At 65.6% G+C, this 21246-nt stretch carries 19 protein-coding genes; 15 read left to right on the top strand and 4 right to left on the bottom strand.

What is annotated here, in order from left to right:
• The first annotated feature begins 87 nt into the window (after nucleotides 1–87).
• Nucleotides 88–3024, top strand: coding sequence for a M16 family metallopeptidase (locus L7H23_RS06370; RefSeq protein WP_237838511.1), 2937 nt, complete (start codon nucleotides 88–90; stop codon nucleotides 3022–3024).
• On the opposite strand, the gene L7H23_RS06365 is transcribed toward L7H23_RS06370, so the two are convergent.
• Together L7H23_RS06365 and L7H23_RS06360 are read right to left on the bottom strand one after the other, a co-directional pair.
• A complete protein-coding gene (locus tag L7H23_RS06365) occupies nucleotides 3021–4802 on the bottom strand; it encodes a cation:proton antiporter (RefSeq protein WP_237838510.1) in 1782 nt (593 codons plus the stop codon). The genes L7H23_RS06370 and L7H23_RS06365 overlap by 4 nt on opposite strands.
• A 64-nt stretch (nucleotides 4803–4866) precedes the next feature.
• On the bottom strand, nucleotides 4867–6081 hold the full coding sequence (locus tag L7H23_RS06360) for an NADP-dependent isocitrate dehydrogenase (RefSeq protein WP_237838509.1): 1215 nt from the start codon (nucleotides 6079–6081) through the stop codon (nucleotides 4867–4869).
• Nucleotides 6082–6231: 150 nt separating this feature from the next.
• Between L7H23_RS06360 and L7H23_RS06355 the strand changes: the two genes are divergently transcribed.
• On the top strand, nucleotides 6232–6969 hold the full coding sequence (locus tag L7H23_RS06355) for a phosphatidylserine decarboxylase (RefSeq protein WP_237838508.1): 738 nt from the start codon (nucleotides 6232–6234) through the stop codon (nucleotides 6967–6969).
• Nucleotides 6969–7742, top strand: coding sequence for a phosphatidylcholine/phosphatidylserine synthase (locus L7H23_RS06350; protein ID WP_237838507.1), 774 nt, complete (start codon nucleotides 6969–6971; stop codon nucleotides 7740–7742). Before L7H23_RS06355 ends, L7H23_RS06350 begins: the two co-directional genes overlap by 1 nt.
• Here L7H23_RS06350 and L7H23_RS06345 read toward each other — a convergent pair.
• Nucleotides 7726–7971, bottom strand: a complete 246-nt coding sequence (locus tag L7H23_RS06345) for a hypothetical protein (RefSeq protein ID WP_237838506.1) — start codon at nucleotides 7969–7971, stop codon at nucleotides 7726–7728. The genes L7H23_RS06350 and L7H23_RS06345 overlap by 17 nt on opposite strands.
• Nucleotides 7972–8279: 308 nt before the next feature.
• Here L7H23_RS06345 and rpsB point away from each other — a divergent pair, with 308 nt between their 5' ends.
• From rpsB to rpmE, 12 genes are all read left to right on the top strand, one after another.
• Entirely contained in the window at nucleotides 8280–9104 is an 825-nt protein-coding gene (gene rpsB, locus L7H23_RS06340; protein ID WP_237838505.1) for a 30S ribosomal protein S2, read from the top strand.
• Nucleotides 9105–9237: 133 nt separating this feature from the next.
• A complete protein-coding gene (tsf, locus tag L7H23_RS06335) occupies nucleotides 9238–10164 on the top strand; it encodes a translation elongation factor Ts (RefSeq protein WP_237838504.1) in 927 nt (308 codons plus the stop codon).
• A gap of 115 nt (nucleotides 10165–10279) precedes the next feature.
• The gene (gene pyrH, locus L7H23_RS06330; protein WP_237838503.1) at nucleotides 10280–10999 is read left to right on the top strand and encodes a UMP kinase; all 720 of its coding nucleotides are present in this window, start codon (nucleotides 10280–10282) and stop codon (nucleotides 10997–10999) included.
• 24 nt (nucleotides 11000–11023) lie between these two features.
• Nucleotides 11024–11578 carry a ribosome recycling factor gene (gene frr / locus L7H23_RS06325; RefSeq protein WP_237838502.1) on the top strand — a complete coding sequence of 185 codons (555 nt, stop codon included), beginning with the start codon at nucleotides 11024–11026 and terminating at the stop codon, nucleotides 11576–11578.
• A gap of 34 nt (nucleotides 11579–11612) precedes the next feature.
• Nucleotides 11613–12305, top strand: a complete 693-nt coding sequence (gene uppS, locus L7H23_RS06320; RefSeq protein ID WP_237838501.1) for a polyprenyl diphosphate synthase — start codon at nucleotides 11613–11615, stop codon at nucleotides 12303–12305.
• Nucleotides 12306–12308: 3 nt separating this feature from the next.
• Complete coding sequence (locus L7H23_RS06315) at nucleotides 12309–12983, top strand: phosphatidate cytidylyltransferase (protein WP_237838500.1); 675 nt, start codon at nucleotides 12309–12311, stop codon at nucleotides 12981–12983.
• Nucleotide 12984: 1 nt separating this feature from the next.
• Nucleotides 12985–14148: a 1-deoxy-D-xylulose-5-phosphate reductoisomerase gene (locus tag L7H23_RS06310; protein ID WP_237838499.1), complete on the top strand. Its 1164-nt coding sequence runs from the start codon at nucleotides 12985–12987 to the stop codon at nucleotides 14146–14148.
• The gene (rseP, locus tag L7H23_RS06305) at nucleotides 14141–15271 is read left to right on the top strand and encodes an RIP metalloprotease RseP (protein WP_237838498.1); all 1131 of its coding nucleotides are present in this window, start codon (nucleotides 14141–14143) and stop codon (nucleotides 15269–15271) included. The genes L7H23_RS06310 and rseP overlap by 8 nt, the downstream gene beginning before the upstream one ends.
• A gap of 71 nt (nucleotides 15272–15342) precedes the next feature.
• Nucleotides 15343–18030, top strand: coding sequence for an outer membrane protein assembly factor BamA (bamA, locus tag L7H23_RS06300; protein WP_237838497.1), 2688 nt, complete (start codon nucleotides 15343–15345; stop codon nucleotides 18028–18030).
• Nucleotides 18030–18728 carry an OmpH family outer membrane protein gene (locus L7H23_RS06295; protein ID WP_237838496.1) on the top strand — a complete coding sequence of 233 codons (699 nt, stop codon included), beginning with the start codon at nucleotides 18030–18032 and terminating at the stop codon, nucleotides 18726–18728. Before bamA ends, L7H23_RS06295 begins: the two co-directional genes overlap by 1 nt.
• A gap of 3 nt (nucleotides 18729–18731) precedes the next feature.
• The gene (fabZ, locus tag L7H23_RS06290; protein WP_237838495.1) at nucleotides 18732–19211 is read left to right on the top strand and encodes a 3-hydroxyacyl-ACP dehydratase FabZ; all 480 of its coding nucleotides are present in this window, start codon (nucleotides 18732–18734) and stop codon (nucleotides 19209–19211) included.
• 117 nt (nucleotides 19212–19328) lie between these two features.
• The gene (gene rpmE, locus L7H23_RS06285) at nucleotides 19329–19556 is read left to right on the top strand and encodes a 50S ribosomal protein L31 (RefSeq protein WP_058814783.1); all 228 of its coding nucleotides are present in this window, start codon (nucleotides 19329–19331) and stop codon (nucleotides 19554–19556) included.
• A 33-nt stretch (nucleotides 19557–19589) separates the two neighbouring features.
• Here rpmE and L7H23_RS06280 read toward each other — a convergent pair whose 3' ends face one another.
• Entirely contained in the window at nucleotides 19590–21062 is a 1473-nt protein-coding gene (locus L7H23_RS06280; protein WP_237838494.1) for a glycerol kinase, read from the bottom strand.
• Nucleotides 21063–21246 lie beyond the last annotated feature (184 nt).

Genomic DNA, 21246 nt, shown 5'->3' with positions numbered 1-21246 from the left:
CATCTGGCTAGGCCGGTCGGTGGACGGGAGCAAGGCGTCCGTCGAAGTTCAGTGGCCAGCAAGGTTCGAAGGCGATAAGGTCGGCCGATGTCCTATTCTCCCGCGCCGGCCTCGCGTCGCTCCGCCCGATTCCTTCTGTCCGCCTGCACCGCCGCCGCAGCCCTGTTGCTGATACCCGCCGCGACGGCGCAGAATGCTCCTGCGACCGCGGCGGCGTCGGCCGAAGCGAAAAGCGACTGGCTGTACGCCGGCAGCGACATCCCGCGCGACACCGCGTGGCAGTTCGGGGTCCTTCCCAACGGTGTGCGCTATGCGGTGCGCAACAACGGCGTGCCGCCGGGGCAGGTGTCGATCCGCGTCCGCATGGACGTCGGTTCGATGTTCGAGACCGACAAGGAGCGCGGCTTTGCGCACCTGCTCGAGCATCTGACCTTTCGCGGTTCGGAGCATATCCCCGACGGCGAGGCGAAGCGCATCTGGCAACGGTTCGGGGTGACCTTCGGCAGCGATTCCAACGCGCAGACGACCCCGACGCAGACGGTGTATCAACTCGACCTGCCGAGCGTGACGCCCGCGAACCTCGACGAGAGCATGAAGCTGCTCGCGGGCATGGTGCGCGAGCCGCTGATTTCCGAAACCGCGGTCACCGCCGAACGCGGCGTCGTGATGTCCGAGCTTCGCGAATCCGACGGCCCGCAAAAGCGGATCGCCGACCAGACGACCGCGCATCTTTTCGCGGGCCAGTTGCTCGGCGACCGGTCGCCGATCGGAACGGTCGAATCGCTCGCTTCGGCGCAGGCCGGAGCGGTGCGTGCCTTTCACGACCGCTGGTACCGACCCGACCGCGCGGTGGTCGTCATCGTCGGCGACGGCGACCCGGCCGAGTTCGCGCGGCTGATCGCGAAATATTACGGCGACTGGAAGGGCGACGGCCCGGCACCGAAGCAGCCCGATTTCGGCAAGCCCGACGTGAAGGCGCCAGTCGCCAAGGCGATCGTCGAAGCGAACCAGCCGCTCGCGCTGACGCTGGCGATGGTCCGCCCGTGGCAGAAGCGGATCGACACGATCGAGAATACGCGGCGCCTGTACCTCGAATATATCGCGCAGGCGCTGGTCAACCGGCGGCTCGAAAATCGCGCCCGCAGCGGCGGCAGCTATCTGGTCGCGACGGTCGAGCAGCAATATGTCAGCCGCAGCGCCGACGTCACCATGGCGCAGATCGTACCGCTGTCGGACTGGCAATCGGCGCTGGCCGATGTGCGCGGGGTCATCGCCGACGCGGTGACGACGCCGCCGTCGCAGGCCGATATCGACCGCGAGGCGAACGAGATCGAGGCGTTCCTGCAGAAGGAACTGGAGAACGCCCGTAACGAGCCCGGCGCGCGGCTTGCCGACGATATGGTGCGCGCGGTCGACATCAACGAGACGGTGACGAGCCCGCAGGGGCAGGTCGACCTGTTCCGCGACATCCGCGCCGGGGCGACGCCGAAGGTGATGCTCGGCATCAGCAAGGCGGTTTTCAACGCGCCGGTCACGCGCGTCGTGCTGACCACCCCGACCCCCGTTGCGGGCGGCGACAATGCGTTGCTGGCGGCGCTGGCCGCGCCGGCGAAGGTGCGCGATGACCGGCTCACGGCGCTGAAGGCCGACTGGAGCCAGCTGCCGGCCTTCGGAACCCCGGGGACGGTGGTGTCAACGACGCGGCTTGCCGGCCTGCGTGCGGAACGGATCGAATTTGCCAACGGCGTCACCGCGCTCGTCTCCGACAACAAGGTCGAGCCGGGCAAGGTGCGCGTCAACGTCCGCTTCGGCACCGGCAACCGCAGCGTGGCCGCCGATGCGCCGAACCTGCTGTGGACCGGCGACTATGCGCTGACCGCGAGCGGGATCGGCCCGTGGGGGCAGAATGAACTCGACCAGCTCACCAACGGGCGGCAGATCCAGATGAATTTCTCGGTCGAGGACGATGCGTTCGAGATCGGCGCGGAAAGCAAGCCCGCAGATCTCGCCGACCAGATGAAGCTGATTGCGGGCAAGCTTGCCTTGCCGCGCTGGGATGCCGCGCCTGTCGAGCGGCTTCGTGTCGGCTATCTGACCGGTTACGAGCTCAACGACGCGACGCCCAATGCGGTGCTCGACCGCAATCTGAAGGGCTGGCTGACCGATAACGACGCGCGCTATGCCCCGCCCGACAAGGCCGAGATTTCGGCGCTGACGCCTGCTGCGTTCCGTGCCTTCTGGGAACCGCGCCTCGCCGCGGGGCCGATCGAGGTGCAATTGTTCGGCGATCTGTCGTCGGTCGATTACCGGAAGATCCTTGCCGAAACGCTGGGCGCGCTCCCCGCGCGCAAGCCGCTGGCGCCGCCGACGGGCCAGACGGTGGCGTTCGCGAAGCACACGGCCAGCCCGGCGATCGCCTATCACAATGGCGACAAGGGGCAGGCGGCGGCGATGACCGCGTGGCCGACCGGCGCCGGGCTTGCCAGCCCGCGCGACGCGCGCGCGATGGAGGTGCTTGCGGCGATCTTCAACGACCGCCTGTTTGACCGTCTGCGCGCCGAGCAGGGGGCAAGCTATGGCCCCGTCGTCGACAGCCACTGGCCGACGGGTTTCGACAACAGCGGCGGATATCTGCTGGTCGGCAGCCTGCTCGCGCCGAAGGATATCGACCGTTTCTATGGCATCGCAAAGGACATCGCCGCCGATCTCGCCGCCAATCCGGTGAGCGCCGACGAGCTCGCGCGCAACGCTGTGCCGATCCGCGAACAGGTCGCACGGGCCTCCACCGGCAACGTCTACTGGATGTTCCTGCTCGAAGGCGCGACCCGCGATTCGCGCGTGACGCAGGCGGCGCTGTCGATCGAGGACGATATCAACGGCGTAACGCCTGCCGACCTGCAGCGGCTCGCGCGGCAATATCTGTTGCCCGCACGGCAATGGTCGCTGGCGATCCTGCCCAAGGGGATGACGCTGGCCGACGCCTCGGCGCTGAACGCGCCGGCGGCGACGGCGGGCGGGCGCTAGGCGGTCCCGCCGGGTTCGGGGCGCCGCGTCCGGCGGATGCGGGGTTCGCGCTCGAGCTCGCCCTTGGTCATGATGTCGTGGCGCATCTTCGCGCGCACATCGTGGATCGAGGCGATCACCGGCCCCATCGCGACGCCGAGGTCGATCAGCACCGCCTCGGCAAGCTGCAGCGAGCTTTCGAGCGTTTCGGGCACCGCATCGTTCGCCCCCGCCTTGTAGAGCGCGGCGGCATGGTCGGCATCGCGCGCGCGGCTGATCACCGGAAGGTCGGGATATTTGACCTTGAGCTGGCGCGTCATGCGCAGCTGCTGCACCGGATCGTCCATGGTCAGCACGATTGCGTTGGCGGTCTCGATCCCCAGCTTGTCGAGCGCGCCCGGCCGTGCGACGTCGGCGAAGCGGACGCTGAACCCGTCGCGGCGCGCCGCGGCGACGGTGTCGATATCGGCGTCGACCGCGACATAAGGGCGGCCATGTTCGCGGAGCAGCTCGGCGACGGTGTGCCCGACGCGGCCGAAGCCGACGATCACGGTGCGGCCCTCGGGCGTGTCATCGGGTTGCGCCTCGCCGGTGCGCATCTCGATCCGCCGCGCGATGTCGTGGCCGACGCGCGCAAGCAGTGGCGTGATCGTCAGGCCGATCGCCGTGACGAGCTGCCAGAATTCGGCGGTATCGCGGCTGATGAGCTGCGCCTGCAGCGCGGTGGTGAGGACGATCAGGGTGGTTTCGGAAGGGCTGGCCATCAGGAGCCCGACCTCGGCCGCGGTGCCGCGGCGGACTGCGCCCGAGAAGCGGAGCAGCGCGGCGGTGACGATCGCCTTGACCAGCACGACGCCGACGACGGCCATGACGAGCGACGGCCATTGTCCGGCGATCGTCTTGAGGTTGAGTCCCATGCCGACGCTGATCAGGAACACTCCAAGCGCGAGCCCCTTGAACGGCGCGGTAATCGCTTCGACCTCTTCATGATACTCGGTCTCGGCGATCATCAGGCCGGCGAGCAGCGCGCCGACGATCGGCGACAGCCCGACCGCGGCGGTGGCGAGCGCGGCGACGATGACGACGAGCAGGCTTGCGGCAAGAAACAGCTCGGGATCCTTGGCGCGCGCCGCCTGCGCGAAGATCTTCGGGAGCAGGAACCAGCCGCCGATTGCCAAGGCGGCGACGACGAGGACGCCCTGCCACAGGGTGGTGAGCAACAGTTCGGCGCTGTCGCCCGATGCGGCGGGGGAGAGCGCGGCGAGGATGAAGATGATCGGGACGAGCGCCAGATCCTCGAACAGCAGCATCGAGAAGGACGCGCGGCCTACCGCCGATTTCGTGCCTGCGATCGGCAGCACGAGTGCGGTCGAGGAAAGGGCGAGGGCGATGCCGAGGCCATAGGCGGCGGCGGTCGAATGCTCGCCGAACAGGAACAGGGCGGTGCCGAGGATCGCGCCCGCCGACAGCAGTTCGGCGGCGCCGATCCCGAACACAAGCTTGCGAAGCTGCCACAGGCGCCGGAACGACAGCTCGAGCCCGATCGAGAACAGCAGCAGGATGATGCCGAACTCGCCGAAGAGTGCGATATCCTCGGTCGAGGCGATCGTCACATGCTTCAGCCAGGGATAGTCGGCGGCAAGCGCACCGAGCCCCGACGGTCCGACGAGCAGCCCGACGAGGATGAAGCCGATGACGGGCGAGATCCGGAAGCGTGCGAAAGCCGGGATGACGACGCCCGCGGCGCCGAGAACCACCAGCGCGTTGCCGATGGCCGAGGTTTCGGTTTCAGATACCATAGGGGCCGACCTTATGCAGGCCGGCCCCGATTGGCTAGACGTCTATCTCAAGCTTTTTGCTTGTTTATGCGCCCATCTTGGCTTCGAGATTCTCGACGATCGCTTCGAAGAAGCCCTCGGTCGTCAGCCAGTTCTGGTCGGGACCGATCAGCAGTGCGAGATCCTTGGTCATCTTGCCGCTCTCGACCGTCGCGACACAGACCTTTTCGAGGTCGTCGGCGAACTTGATGAGCGCAGCATTGTCGTCGAGCTTGCCGCGGTGCTTGAGGCCACCGGTCCACGCAAAGATCGACGCGATCGGGTTGGTCGAGGTCGCCTTGCCCTGCTGGTGCATGCGGTAGTGGCGGGTGACGGTGCCGTGCGCGGCTTCCGATTCGACCGTTTTGCCGTCGGGGGTCATCAGCACGCTGGTCATCAGACCGAGCGAGCCGAAGCCCTGCGCGACGGTGTCCGACTGGACGTCGCCGTCGTAATTCTTGCAGGCCCAGACGAACTTGCCGCTCCACTTGAGCGCCGAGGCGACCATGTCGTCGATCAGGCGGTGCTCGTAGACGATACCGAGGGCATCAAACTTCGCCTTGAATTCGGCCTGGAACACTTCCTCGAACAGGTCCTTGAAGCGGCCGTCATAGGCCTTGAGGATCGTGTTCTTGGTCGAGAGGTACACCGGCCATTCGCGGGCGAGGCCATAGTTCAGGCTGGCACGCGCGAAATCGCGGATCGAATCGTCGAGATTGTACATGCCCATCGCGACGCCCGACGACGGGAACTGGAAGACTTCCTCGTCGATCAGCGTGCCGTCCTCGCCCTCGAACACCAGGCGCAGCTTGCCCGGGCCGGGGACGCGGAAATCGGTCGCCTTGTACTGGTCGCCGAACGCGTGACGGCCGACGACGATCGGGTCGGTCCAGCCGGGGACGAGGCGGGGGACGTTGCGCATCACGATCGGTTCGCGGAAGACGACGCCGCCGAGGATGTTCCGGATCGTGCCGTTCGGCGACTTCCACATCTTCTTGAGGCCGAATTCCTCGACGCGCGCTTCGTCGGGGGTGATCGTCGCGCACTTCACGCCGACGCCATGCTTCTTGATCGCGTTGGCGGCCTCGACGGTGATCTTGTCGTCGGTGCGGTCGCGTTCCTCGATCCCGAGGTCGTAGTAATGAAGGTCGACATCCAGATAGGGAAGGATCAGCCGTTCGCGGATCCACTGCCAGATGATCCGGGTCATTTCGTCGCCGTCGAGTTCGACGACCGGGTTGGCTACCTTGATCTTGCCCATGCTGTACGCCTTTTTCCTTGGGGAGTCGGAGTTGCAGCGGGCCTTAAGCAAAGCGGGGCGATTGATCAATGGCTGCGTCGCTACCGGCGTGGCACCGATGTCAGCGCTTATGCATTGTCTATATGAAAGCTGCCCCCTAGAAGAATTGCCATGTCCACAATCATATCCTCGAACCGCCCGGGCGGCGGCATCAAATGGCGCTGGCCCTCGGTGCACCCCGAAGGCCGCAAGTTCCTGCTGATCGCCGGCGTCATCACCCTTTGCCTCTGGATTCTTCCCATCTGGGCCATATTCGGCTGGCTGATGCTTGGCATCACGATCTGGGTCGCGGCCTTTTTCCGCGATCCGGTACGCGTTACCCCGACGGCCAGCGACGTCATCGTCGCGCCTGCCGACGGACTGGTGACGCAGATTGCGGAGGTGCCCCCGCCGCCCGAGATTGCCGGGCCCGACGGATTGAACGATGCGACCATGCTGCGCGTTTCGATCTTCATGAGCGTGTTCGACGTCCACATCAACCGCACGCCGGTCGCCGGTACGTTGCGCAAGCTGGTCTATCTGCCCGGCAAGTTCCTGAACGCCGATCTCGACAAGGCGAGCGAAGAGAATGAGCGCCAGCATTTCGTCGTCGAACGCGCCGATGGCGTGCGCATCGGCTTTACCCAGATCGCGGGGCTCGTGGCCCGGCGCATCCTGCCCTTCGTCAGCATGGGGACCGAACTCTCGACCGGCCAGCGCGTCGGTCTGATCCGGTTCGGCAGCCGGGTCGACGTCTATCTGCCCGCTGGTACGACGCCGCAAATCCTGCTGGGTCAGCGCGCGCTTGCAGGCGAGACGGTGATCGCACGGATCGGCAAGGCCGAGATCCTCGACGGCGTGGGCCAGTAATGGCCGACGAAGCGCAGACGGACCGGGGCGCGGGGCAGCGCCGCGTCGGGGGTATCCCGTTGCGCGCGTTCGCGCCCAACGCCATCACGCTTCTTGCGCTCTGTTCGGGGCTGACGGGGGTCCGCTTCGCGATCGGCGAGGAATGGGCCGCGGCGATAACGATGATCATCGTTGCCGGCGTGCTCGACGGAATGGACGGGCGCATCGCGCGCCTGCTTCGCGCGCAGAGCAAGTTCGGCGCCGAACTCGATTCGCTGTCGGACGTCATCGCGTTCGGCGTGGCGCCGGCGATGATCCTGTTCCTGTGGTCGCTTCAATATGCGCCCAAGTTCGGCTGGACCGCCGCGCTCGCGCTCGCGGTCTGCTGTGCGCTGCGGCTCGCGCGGTTCAATTCGAGGCTGGATGCAGAGGTTCAGCCGCACAAGTCCGCAGGCTTCATGACCGGCATTCCCGCGCCGGCGGGGGCAGGCCTGTCGTTCGTCCCGGCTTATCTGTGGCTGGTGACCGGCAACGACCTGTTCCGTGAATGGTATGTCGTGATGCCTTGGGCTCTTGCGATCGCCATGCTGATGATCTCGGCAATTCCGACCTACAGCTGGTCGTCGTTCCGGCTGCGTCGTTCGTGGCGGCTGTTCGCCCTTGCGGGTGTGGGGTTGTTCGGCGCGGCCTTGGTGACCGCGCCCTGGCACACGCTGCTCGCGGTGTGCATCATCTATGTGGCGCTGCTTCCCTTCGGCCTGCTGAGCTATGCGAAGGTCAGGCGGCGTGGCTGAGCTGCGGACGGGCAGTGATCGCGCGCGAGATGTGGCGGCGGGGTGCCGACGGGCGCAGCTTGATCACATTTGCCGGGCCGGGTTGCGGCGCGGCATCGGCAGGGAAGGCGCCTTCGCCGGCAAGTGCCGACAGGATGGCATCGCCATTGGATTTGAGCATCGCGAGAATCACCGTCAGGCCGAGCCCGGCGGCGAGTGCGAAGAGGAGAGCGGCAGCGACCTGAACCATCTTGTGTCCTTTCGGCATCGTTTCCCGCGAAACCGCCGATTGTTACGGTCCCGTTAAGCCTTTTGTTCCATGTTCCTGTTTTGTTCTCAACAGAAATGCGACGAGTTGAGTCACTTTATCGCCGAGGCGAGTTTTCGGCGTTGCGGTGAAGGGCGGCCTGAATCGTTGTCGGGTCTTGCTTTTCGCGGGAAGGCCAGCTAACGGGCCGCCCATTCCACATGGAAGGCGCACATCACCGGTGCCGGGATGATCCCCAGCGGATCGCTCGGTTCTTGCCTTTCAGAGGACTAACCGGAAGGAGAAAGACTATGGCGGCACCTGTCGTCACGATGCAGAATCTTATCGAAGCTGGCGCCCACTTCGGCCACCAGACCCACCGTTGGAACCCGCGCATGAAGCCGTACATCTTCGGCGCGCGCAACGGCATCCACATCCTCGACCTGTCGCAGACCGTGCCGCTTTTCGCGCGCGCGCTCGACTTCATCGCCTCGACCTCGGCCGCCGGCGGCAAGGTGCTGTTCGTCGGCACCAAGCGCCAGGCGCAGGGCCCGATCGCCGATGCGGCCCGCGCGTCGGGTCAGCACTTCGTCAACCACCGCTGGCTGGGCGGCATGCTCACCAACTGGAAGACGATCTCGAACTCGATCAAGCGCCTCAAGGCGCTCGAGGAACAGCTTTCGGGCGACACCTCGGGCCTGACCAAGAAGGAAGTGCTCAACAAGACCCGCGAACGCGACAAGCTCGAGCTCAGCCTCGGCGGCATCCGCGACATGGGCGGCATTCCCGACGTGATGTTCGTGATCGACGCGAACAAGGAAGAGCTGGCGATCAAGGAAGCCAACGTCCTTGGCATCCCCGTCGTCGCGGTCCTCGATTCGAACGTCTCGCCCGACGGCATCGCGTTCCCGGTTCCGGCGAACGATGACGCCGCGCGCGCCATCCGTCTCTATTGCGACGCGGTTGCCCAGGCGGCGACCCGTGGCGGCCAGCAGGCCCGCGCCGATCGCGGCGAAGACCTGGGTGCGGCCGTCGAGCCGACCGCCGAGCCGGTCCTCGTCGAAGAGACCGTGACCGAAGACGAACAGGTTCCCGCCGAAGCGGCTGCCGAAACCGAACGTCAGAGCGACGCATAAGCGTTCGCTCGCATGACGGGACGGCGCGGGGCATGCCTGCGCCGTCCCGGTCATCACTTTGACTTATCCCGCCGCCATGCGCGCGGCGGACCGCAGGCCGAAAGAGCCTGCGCCTTTTGGAAAGGAACACCTCATGGCTGAGATTACGGCCGCTCTCGTCAAGGAACTGCGCGACCGCACCGGCGCCGGCATGATGGACTGCAAGAAGGCGCTTGCCGAAAACGGCGGCGACATCGAAGCGTCGATCGACTGGCTGCGCACCAAGGGTCTCGCCGCCGCCGCCAAGAAGGCCGGCCGCGTCGCCGCCGAAGGTCTTGTCGGCTTCGCCACCGACGGCACCAAGGGTGCGCTCGTCGAAGTGAACAGCGAAACCGACTTCGTCGGCAAGAACGAGCAGTTCCAGGAATTCGTCCGCGAAGTCACGAAGGTTGCGCTCGCCGAGGGCATCATCGACATCGACGCGCTGAACGCTGCGACCTATCCGACCGGCGGCACCGTCGCGGAAAAGCTGACCAGCAACATCGCGACGATCGGCGAGAACCAGTCGCTGCGCCGTTCGGCGATCCTGACCGTCAATTCGGGCATCGTCACCGGCTATGTCCACAACGCTGCGGCGCCGGGCATGGGCAAGATCGGTGTGCTGATCGCGCTTGAATCGACCGCCGGTGCCGACGTTCTCGAACCGCTCGGCAAGCAGCTGGCGATGCACGTCGCCGCCGCGAACCCGCTGGCGCTGAACGGCGAAGACCTCGACGCCGACCTCGTCGCGCGCGAACGCGCGATCGCCGAGGAAAAGGCCGCGCAGTCGGGCAAGCCGGCCGATATCGTCGCCAAGATGGTCGACGGTGCGATCGCCAAGTACCGCAAGGAAAACGCGTTGCTGTCGCAGCTGTTCGTGATGGACGGCAAGACTCCGGTCGCCGAAGTCGTCGCCGCAGCCGGCAAGGACGTCGGCGCCGCGATCACGCTCAAGGGCTTCGTCCGCTTCCAGCTCGGTGAAGGCATCGAGAAGGAAGAAAGCGACTTCGCGGCGGAAGTCGCGGCGGCCGCCGGCGTCTGATAAGAAGAACCGGATTGCTGCGTTTCGGCGCGGCAGTCCGCTTGGCAATGGCGCGCGCCTTCACTAGGGTGCGCGCCATTCGCGTATATAGAGTTTGCAAGAGGTTCCCCCCGACATGGCTTTGCCCGGCATGAAACGCATCCTGCTCAAATTGTCGGGCGAGGCGCTGATGGGATCGACCCCCTTCGGAATCGACCCCGAAACCGTCGCGAGCATGGCCGCCGAGGTCAAGGAAGCCAAAGGCCGCGGCCTCGAAATCTGCCTTGTCATCGGCGGCGGCAATATCTTTCGCGGCATGGCGGGCGCCGCCAAGGGCATGGACCGCGCGCAGGCCGATTATATGGGCATGCTCGCGACCGTGATGAACGCGCTCGCGATGCAGAATGCGCTCGAGCAGCTCGGCGTCGAAACGCGCGTCCAGTCGGCAATCGAGATGGACAAGGTGTGCGAGCCGGTGATCCGCCGCCGCGCCGAACGGCACCTTGAAAAGGGCCGCGTCGTGATCTTTGCCGCGGGTGTCGGCGCGCCCTATTTCACGACCGACAGCGGCGCCGCGCTGCGCGCCGCCGAGATGAAGTGCGACGCGCTGCTGAAGGGTACCAGCGTCGACGGCGTCTATAACGCCGATCCCAAGAAGGATGCGTCGGCGGTCCGGTACGACACGCTGAGCTATGACCGCGTGCTTGCCGACAATCTGAAGGTGATGGACGCAAGCGCGGTCGCGCTCTGCCGCGACAATCATATCCCGATCGTCGTGTTCAACATCCGCGAAGCCGGAAATCTGGCGCGGGTGCTGGGCGGCGAGGGCGTTTCGACGATCGTCGGCGACGCCTGAGAAGACACAAGAGAGGAAAGACAGATGGCGAAATATGACAAGGCCGACCTCGAACGCCGCATGCATGGCGCGGTCGAGTCGCTGAAAAGCGACCTTGCAGGTCTGCGCACCGGCCGAGCGCACACCGCGCTGCTCGATCCGGTGACGGTCGAGGTCTATGGCAGCCATATGCCGCTGAATCAGGTCGCATCGGTCAGCGCCCCCGAACCGCGGATGCTGTCGGTGCAGGTGTGGGACAAGTCGAACGTCGGTCCGGTCGACAAGGCGATCCGCTCGGCGGGGCTCGGCCTCAACCCGATCGTCGACGGCCAGACGCTGCGCCTGCCGATCCCCGAAATGACGCAGGAGCGCCGCAAGGAGCTTTCGAAGCTCGCGGGCCAGTACGCCGAAAAGGCCCGCGTCGCCGTCCGCAACGTCCGCCGCGACGGCATGGACAATCTGAAGCAGGACGAGAACAAGAAGGAAATCAGCGAGGACGATCGCAAGCGGTCGGAAACCGAGGTCCAGAAGCTGACCGACAGCACGATCGCCGAAATCGATGCCGCGGCGACCGCCAAGGAAAAGGAAATCCTGGGCTAGTGGACCGGATGGTCGCCAGGATATCGAACGGGTAATGACAACGCCAGCCGCCCCCCACGGTGCGCGCCATGTTGCCATCATCATGGATGGCAACGGCCGCTGGGCCAAGAAACGTTTCCTGCCGCGCGTCGCCGGTCACAAGGCCGGCGTCGAGGCGGTGCGCACGATCGTCCGCGCCGCGGGCGACCTCGGCATCGAGGCGATGACGCTGTACGCCTTCAGCTCCGAAAACTGGAAGCGCCCCGAAGACGAGGTCAACGACCTGATGGGGCTGATGAAGCGCTTCATCCTCAGCGACCTTGACGAATTCGCCGCGAACGATGTGCGGCTGAAGGTGATCGGCAACTGGCGCGCGCTCGCGCCCGACGTCGTCGCGCTGATCGAAAATGCGCTCGAGCGCACCGCGGGCAACAAGCGCACGACACTGGCGGTCGCGCTGAACTATGGTGCGCAGGACGAGCTGGTGCGTGCGGCAAGGGCCGCCGCCGCCGCGGGCGAGATCACCGCCGAGGCGATCGAGGCGAATCTCGACACCGCCGACATGCCGCCGCTCGACCTGCTGATCCGCACGTCGGGCGAGGAACGGCTGTCCAATTTCCTGCTCTGGCAGTCGGCCTATGCCGAGCTTTATTTCACCGAAAAGCTCTGGCCCGATTTCGCGCCCGCCGATCTGGCTGCGGCGCTCGACCATTTTGCCCGGCGCGAGCGCCGTTACGGGGGACTCTAGACTATGGCGGCGGGAAAGTCGGACCTTTGGACACGCGTCGGCTCGGCGATCGTCCTGTTTGCGATCGCGGGTACCGCGCTGTGGTTCGGCGGCATTGCCTTCGGACTGCTGTTGCTGGTCGGCGGGGCGCTCGTCATCGTCGAATGGCTGGCGCTCGTGCGCGCGATGGGGCTGGGCGGCGGCGCCAGGATGGCGCTGACGGTCCTCGGCCCGCTGGCGATCCTCGGCGCGATGGCCGGGCTGTGGTTCATCCGCGATCATCTGGGCATGACCGCGGCGCTCTGGGTTTTCGGGATGGTCTGGGCGACCGATATCGGCGCCTATTTCGCCGGCCGCGCCTTTGGCGGTGCGCGCCTCGCGCCGAAGATCAGCCCGTCGAAGACATGGTCGGGCCTGTTCGGCGGCATGATCGCGGCGCTCGTCGTCGGCTCGACGGTCGCGGATCGCGGCGGGATCATCGGCCTGCCGCTGTGGATCGGCCTGATCATGGGGCTGATCGCGCAGCTCGGCGATCTGGGCGAGAGCTGGATGAAGCGCCGCGCGGGCGTCAAGGATTCGGGCAAGCTGATCCCGGGCCATGGCGGGCTGTTCGACCGCGTCGACGGGCTGCTGCCGGTCGCGCTGATCCTTGGCGCGCTTGCCTTCGCCGGGCACATCGCCGTGCGCGCGGCCGGCTGACATGACGCGCCGCCTCTCGCTGTTCGGCGCCACGGGATCGGTCGGTCAATCGACCCTCGATCTCGTCCGCCGCGACGGCGAAGCGTGGCAGGTCGAGGTGCTGACGGCCAATTGCGACGTTGCCGAACTGGCGAAGCTCGCCCGGGAATTCCGGCCGGCGGTCGCGGTGGTCGCCGACGAGAGCTGTCACGACGCGCTGAAGGATGCGCTTGCAGGCACCGGCATCGAAACCGCGGCGGGCGCGGCGGCGCTCGTCGAGGCGGCGCAGCGACCGACCGATCTGGTACTCGCTGCGATCGTCGGCATCGCCGGGCTCGCGCCGACGATGGCGGCGCTGGAAGCGGGCTATAATGTCGCGCTCGCCAACAAGGAGGCGCTCGTCTCCTCGGGCGAGCTGATGACCGCCGCGGCACGCAAGTCGGGCGCGACGATCCTTCCGATTGACAGCGAGCATAATGCGATCTTCCAGTGCCTTGCGGGCGGGAAAATCGACCAGGTCCGCCGGATCATCCTGACCGCGAGCGGCGGTCCGTTCCGCACGTGGAGCGCGGAAGATATGGCGCGCGTGACGCCGGCACAGGCCGTCGCGCATCCCAACTGGTCGATGGGTGCCAAGATCAGCGTCGACAGCGCGACGATGATGAACAAGGGCCTCGAACTGATCGAGGCGCATCATCTGTTTCCCGTCGGGCTCGAGCGGATCGAGATCCTTGTCCACCCGCAGTCGGTGATCCACAGCCTCGTCGAATATGTCGATTGCTCGACGCTGGCGCAGCTCGGCTCGCCCGACATGCGCATTCCGATCAGCAGTGCGCTCGCCTGGCCGCAGCGCATGGTGACGCCATGCGCCCCGCTCGACCTCGCGCGCATCGCGCGGCTCGACTTCGAGGCGCCCGACGAGGCGCGCTTTCCCGCGACCGCGCTCTGCCGCGCGGCAATCGCCGACGGCGGCGCCCGCCCGGCGCAGCTCAACGCCGCAAACGAAGTCGCCGTCGCGGCTTTCCTCGCCGGACGCATCTCCTTTCCGGCAATCGTCGATACCGTACGCCGCGTGATCGATACGATGTCGCCGGAGGCTCCGGCTTCGCTTCAGGACATATTCAGCGTGGATGCCGCATCGCGCGCGGCTGCCCAGACATTTGTGGATCGATACGAACATGCATGACGTGCCGCTCTGGCTCTATTTCGTGGGTTTCCTGCTGGTCCTCGGCCCGCTCGTCTTTGTGCACGAATATGGCCATTATATCGTCGGCCGCTGGTGCGGGGTGAAGGCCGATACCTTCTCGATCGGTTTCGGGCGCAAGATTCTCGGCTGGACCGACAAGCGCGGCACCGAATGGAAAATCGGCTGGCTGCCGCTTGGCGGCTATGTCCAGTTTGCGGGCGACCGCGATGCCGTCAGCCAGCCCGACGCGGACTGGCAGGCGCTGCCCTCCGAAGAGCGGGCACACACCTTTCCAGCGCAGCCGGTATGGAAGCGCGCGCTGATCGTCGTCGCCGGACCGGTGACCAACTTCCTTTTCGCCATCCTGATCCTTGCCGGCTTCGCGGGCTTCGTCGGCACGCCGACCAGCCCCCCGATCGTCGGGACGGTGCAGGCGGGGTCGGCCGCCGCCGCAGCCGGGATCCGCACCGGGGACCGGATCGTTTCGATCGACGACCGGCAGATGGAAGTGTTCATGGATATTCCCATGACCGTGGCCCATCGTCCGGGTGAGGAGATGACGGTCCGGATCGAGCGTGACGGCGCCGAGCAGGATTTCCGGGTCACGCCGCGGCTGGTCAGGGAGAAGGACCAGTTCGGCAAGGAGTATGAGCGCGGCCTGATCGGCGTGTCGGCCGGGCGCGTCGTTTTCGAGAAGGTTCCGCTGACCGAGGCGCCATTTGTGGCGATGCGCCAGACGGGGCAGCTGATCCGCCAGACGGGCGAGGTTCTGGGTCAGCTTCTGACCGGCAACCGGTCGATCAAGGATCTGAGCGGCCCGCTCAAGATCGCGCAGGTTTCGGGCGAGGCGGCCAGCATGGGGCCGGAGGCGCTGATCTTCCTTGCGGCGATGGTTTCCATCAATCTGGGGTTCATCAATCTGTTGCCATTGCCCATGCTCGATGGCGGCCACCTGCTCTTCTATGCCTATGAGGCGGTCCGGCGGCGTCCGGCGCCGCTTCAGGCGCAGGAATGGGCCTTCAGATTCGGTTTTGCGGCGGTCGTAACGTTGATGCTGGTCGTGACTTTCAATGATTTGGGCTCATTCGGCCTTTGGGACCGGATCGCGCGCTTGATTGGATAGGCGGACTGGTGCAGGAGTGCGCGCCAACCCGCGGGGAAGCGGGTTTGTCGCTTTTGAGTTATTTTTGCGGGATGAACAGCGTGGCTTCACAGAAATTCAAGGGCCGGACCCAGCTTTCGGCGTTCCTCATGGCGGGAACGATGCTGGCCTGGCCCGCGGCGGCGGTTCAGGCCCAGACGGCCACGCCCCCGACCGTTCCCGCGCCCGCTGCACCCGCCGTGCCCGCCCCTGCGAGCGAGGCTGCGCCGCAGGCGACCACGATCCGGTCGATCACCGTGGTCGGCAACCAGCGCCTCGAGGCGCAGACGATCCTGTCCTATCTGCGCCTGCGCATCGGGCAGAGCTATGATCGTTCGGTGCTCGATCAGGCGCTGAAGGATCTCGCCGCGACCGAGTTGTTCAAGGACTATCAGATCAGCGACGACAACGGCGCGCTGACGATCCAGGTCGTCGAGAATCCGGTCATCAACCGCGTCATCCTCGAAGGCAACAAGCGCCTGAAGGAAGACAAGATCCGGCCCGAGATCAAGCTCGCGCCGCGCCAGATCTTCACCCGCTCGAAAGTCCGCGCCGACGTCGCGCGCATCATCGAGCTGTACAAGCGCCAGGGCCGCTTCGCCGCGACGGTCGAGCCGAAGATGGTGTCGCTCGACCAGAACCGCGTCGACGTGGTGTTCGAGATCAACGAAGGGCCGAAGTCGAAGGTCCGCCAGATCAACATCATCGGCAACGAGAAGTTCAGCGACGGCGACCTCAAGGACGAGATGGCCACGAAGGAATCGGGCCTGCTGACGATCCTGTCGTCGAACACCAGCTATGACCCCGACCGTCTGGCCTATGACCAGCAGAAGCTGCGCCTTTTCTACCTGCAGAACGGCTATGCCGATTTCCGCGTGATTTCGGCGGTCGCCGAGCTGACCAGCAACAAGCAGGACTTCATCATCACCTACGTGGTCGAGGAAGGCGAGCGCTACAAGTTCGGCGACGTCGACGTGAAGAGCGAACTGCGCGACTTCAAGCCGGAGATGCTGCAGAAGCTGCTCCCGATGAAGAAGGACGACTGGTACGACGCCAAGCTGGTCGAGGATACCGTCGAAAGCCTGAGCGAGACCGCCGGCCTGTTCGGCTATGCCTTTGCCGACATCAATCCGGAATTCCGCCGCGATCCCGAAACGCGGACGATGGGGATCACCTTCAACGTCGGCGAAAGCCCGCGTACCTATGTCGAGCGCATCGACGTCAACGGCAACACGCTGACCCACGACAAGGTTGTGCGCCGCGAGTTCCGCCTGAACGAAGGCGACGCGTTCAACAGCTTCGGCGTCAAGCGCACCGAGAACCGCATCAACAGCCTTGGCTATTTCCAGGAAAACCTGGAAATCGAGCGCAAGGAAGGCTCGACCCCCGATCGCATCATCCTCGAGACCAACGTCGAGGAAAAGCCGACCGGCGAATTGTCGCTTTCGGCGGGTTTCTCGTCGATCGAGAATTTCCTGCTCCAGGCTTCGGTGCGCCAGCGCAACTTCCGCGGTCTTGGCCAGCAGCTTCAGGCATCGGTCAACTATTCGAGCTATTCGAAGTCGGTCGAACTCGGTTTCACCGAGCCCTATCTGTTCGACCGCAACATCTCGATCGGCGGCAGCGTCTATCGCCGCGACCTCAATTCGTTCAACTTCATCAACAACGATCGTCGCACGACCTTCCAGCAGACGACGACGGGCTTCCAGCTCAACCTCGGCGTTCCGCTGACCGAGTTCATGTCGCTGTTCGGCCGCTACAGCCTCAACTATGACGATGTGTCGCTCGACAAGTCGCTCTATTATTTCGGCGATGCGTGCGATCCGCTGATCGCCGGCCGCTATCTGTGCGACGCGATCGGCAAGCGGACGACGTCGCTGGTCGGCTATACCTTCGCCTACGACGATCGCGACAACCGCCTGCGTCCGACGCGCGGTCAGTCCTTCTCGTTCAGCCAGGATTTCGCCGGGCTCGGCGGCAGCGTCAAATATGTCCGGACGCGCGCGAACGCCTCGAAGCACTTCAACCTGGGTAGCCGCTTCATCCTGAACATCTCGGGCGAAGGCGGCTATATCTATCCGTTCGGCAGCCGCCCGACCCCGACCAGCGACAAGGTCCGCCTGACCGACCGCTTCTTCCTCGGCGAACCGCAGATGCGCGGCTTCGACATCCGCGGCATCGGTCCGCGCGTCATCCGCTATTCGGACGTCGACCTGACCGATCCGGCGAACCCGATCCTGAACACCGATCTCAGCAATCGCAACGGCCGCGTCGACGATGCGCTCGGCGGCCGCGCCTATTATCAGGGCCGCGTCGAGGTCGATATTCCGCTCGGCACCGGTGCGAAGGAACTGGGGCTGCGTCCGTCGGTCTTCCTCGACGTGGGTTCGGTGTTCGGCGTTCGCCGCCCGACGCTCACCACGCTTTCGGACTTCCGCGATCCGTCGGACAATCTGACCAAATATCTCTGCCGCAACGCGACGACGGGTACCAGCCAGTTCGCGACGCTGACCCCGAACACCACCGCCCAGTACACGACCTGCCCCGAAGGCTTCACCCCGCTCGCGCCGTTCGAGGAACGCTATTACGGCGACAGCTGGAAACCGCGCGTTTCGATCGGTGCCGGCGTGAACTGGAATTCGCCCTTTGGTCCCTTCCGGATCGACTTCGCTTACGCCCTTCGCAAAGAAGAGGGCGATGATACCAAACGCTTCTCATTCAACGTAGGAACCCAATTCTGATGAAGAAAATTCTCACCGCATCGGCGCTCGCCATTGCCGCGCTGTCGGTTTCGCCCATGATCGCCGCGCCGGCCGCCGCCCAGTCGGCGAAGGGTGTCGCCGTCGCCGACCTCGAAGACGCGCTGGCCCAGTCGAACGCCTACAAGACCGCGCTGACCCAGATCGGCCAGACCTACAAGGCGCAGATCGACCAGGTCGAAACCCGCAGCCAGACGCTCGAAGCCGAACTGAACGTGCTGCGCGCGAAGGCGAACGAGGAAGCGAAGAAGACCCCGAAGAACCAGACGGCGATCGACGCTGCGGTCAAGGCGTTCCAGGACAAGCAGGGCGCCGCGCAGCGCGAACTGCAGGGCCTGTCGCAGCCTTATGAACTGGCGCGCACCTATGTCATCGACCAGATCAGCGTTCGTCTCGACGAAGCCGTGAAGGCTGCGATGACCAAGCGCAAGGTCGACCTGCTGCTGAGCTATAACCCGCAGATCGTCCTCGCCGCCGAAAAGCAGGTCGATATCACCGACGCGGTTGCCGCCGAGCTCAACACGCTGATCCCGAACGCGCAGATCGTTCCGCCGGCCGGCTATCAGCCGGGCCAGCTGATGCAGCAGAAGAACCAGGCAGCTGCGGCTGCGTCGCGTGCCGCCCAGCCGGCTGCTCCGGCCGCTGCTGCCCCCGCCGGCAGCGCGCCGACGACCCGCTAGCCGATGGCGGACGGGGAAAACGCTAGCGAAGCTCTGGGTCCGATGGATATCCGCCGGATCCTGAGCCTGCTGCCGCATCGTTATCCGATGCTGCTGGTCGACCGGGTGGAATCGATGGTGAAGGACACCTCGATCCACGCGGTCAAGGCGGTGACGATGAACGAGCCCTTCTTTCAGGGCCATTTCCCCGGCCGGCCGATCATGCCCGGCGTCCTCATCGTCGAGGCGCTGGCGCAGGCGGGCGGCATACTTGCGGTCGAATCGCTCGGCCTCGGCGGTTCGGGCAAACTCGTCTATTTCATGGGCATCGACGGCGTGAAGTTCCGCAAGCCCGTGGAACCCGGGCATCTGCTCGACCTGCACGTCACCATCCTTCAGGCGAAGCGGAATATCTGCAAGTTCGAAGGCAAGGCGATGCTGGGCGGCCAGCTGGCGACCGAATGCCAGTTTACCGCGATGATCGCCGATCCGCCGAGCGACTAAGCAACGCTTGCAAAATCCGGCTTTCGCCGTTAGGGGCAGCCGCTTCGCGGGCCCCGTGACGGGGAAAGCATCGACTCAGCTGCCGGTCGGTAACCGGCGGCACAGGAGCCAAGAGACATGAAAAAAGACACGCACCCCGACTATCACATGATCACGGTCAAGATGACCGATGGCACCGAATATCAGACGCGCTCGACCTGGGGCAAAGAGGGCGACGTGATGACGCTCGAAATCGACCCGACGGCGCACCCGGCATGGACCGGCGGCACCGGCCGTATGCTCGACGCGGGCGGTCAGGTTGCGAAGTTCAACAAGCGCTTCGGTGGCCTCACCCTCAAGCGCTAAGCCCAAATCCCGCGAAGGCGGGAAACGGCGGCTTCAGCCTAAAACCTTTGCAAGCGCGCTTTGCCACCCGGCAAGGCGCGTTTTGCGTTTGTCGACATCGAGCGCCGGCGTGAAACGCGTCGCGGTGCCGCGCATCGCTGCGGCGGCGCTGGCGAGATCGGGATAGAGTCCGGCGCCGGTCGCGGCGAGCATCGCGGCGCCGAGCGCAGTGCTTTCGACAAAATCGGGGCGCTCAACGCTGATATCGAGCATGTCGGCCAGATCCTGCGCCATCCAGTCGTTCGCGGCCATGCCGCCGTCGATGCGGACTTCGGCCCAGTCGACGCCGTCGGCGGCGAACGCGGATTTGAGGTCATAGGCCTGATAGGCCTGCGCCTCGAGCGCTGCACGGGCGACATGCGCCTTCGTGCTGGCAAAGCTCAGGCCCGACAGCGCCGCCAGCGCGTCGGGCCGCCAGTGCGGCGCGCCGAGGCCGGCGAGGGCAGGGACCAGATAGACGCCGCCGGTGTCGGCGACCGAGCGGGCAAGCCCTTCGCTCTCGCTCGCGCTGGCGAGCAGGCCGAGCCCGTCGCGCAACCATTTGATCAGACTGCCCGCAACGAACACCGATCCTTCGAGCGCATAGGATCGCACATCGCCTTCCTGCACAAGGACCGTCGCGAGCAGGCGATTGTTCGACACCGGACGCGCCGTGCCGCTCGCCGAGAGGATGAAGGCGCCGGTGCCGAAGGTCGCCTTGGTCTGCCCGGGCGACAGGCACGCTTGGCCGATCGTCGCCGCCTGCTGGTCGCCCGCCATGCCCGAAATCGGGATCGCGCCGCCGAACAGCGCCGGGTCGGTCGTGCCGACAGTCGCCGTACAGCCTGTGATTTCGGGGAGCAGGCCCATCGGCACGCCGAGCAGATCGCAAAGCTCGCTGTCCCAGCCGCCGTTGCCGTTGATGTCCATCAGCAGTGTGCGCGACGCGTTGCTCGCGTCGGTGACATGGACGCCGCCGGTCAGGCGATAGACCAGATAGGATTCGACCGTCCCGACAGCGAGCCGGTCGCCGGCTTCCCTGAGCTGCGGCCAGTGTTTCAGCGCCCAGCCGATCTTGGTGCCCGAGAAATAGGGGTCGAGCAGCAGGCCGGTCTTCGCCTGTACCATTGCCTCATGACCCGCCTCTTTCAGCGCGGTGCAGTCGGCGGCCGAGCGCCGGTCTTGCCAGACGATCGCGGGAGCAAGCGGTTCGCCGGTTGTGCGGTCCCAAAAGACAACCGTCTCGCGCTGGTTGGTGATCCCGATCGCCGCGACGGCGCCTGCACCGCCGGCCTGTGCGATCATCTCGCGCGTGCAGGCGAGCGTGGCGTCCCAGATTTCGGCGGCATCATGTTCGACGAGGCCGGGACCCGGATAATGTTGCTGGAACTCGCGCTGCGCGCTGCCGAGCGGGGTTCCGTCGGCGGTGAAGAGCATCGTGCGGGTCGAGGTCGTGCCCTCGTCGATGACGATGATTTTCTCGGCCAATGTGCTTCCCCATCCTTGTCTTATTCGTCGCCTCCGCCTTCGCGAGGGGCGACGCGCATTTTGTGCCCGCCTTGATGAAGAAAGAACCGCTCTTCGACAAGCTCGGGACGAACGGAATAGGTAAGCGCGCAATGATCTTGCAATTCCGCGCAATACATGCCATATATTGTGCAGCGCAGCATGG

It is taken from the genome of Sphingopyxis sp. BSN-002 (genome assembly GCF_022024275.1).
Classification (GTDB): Bacteria; Pseudomonadota; Alphaproteobacteria; order Sphingomonadales; family Sphingomonadaceae; genus Sphingopyxis.
The sequence above is the reverse complement of the archived record's forward strand: the minus strand, read 5'-3'. Positions and strand labels throughout refer to the sequence as shown.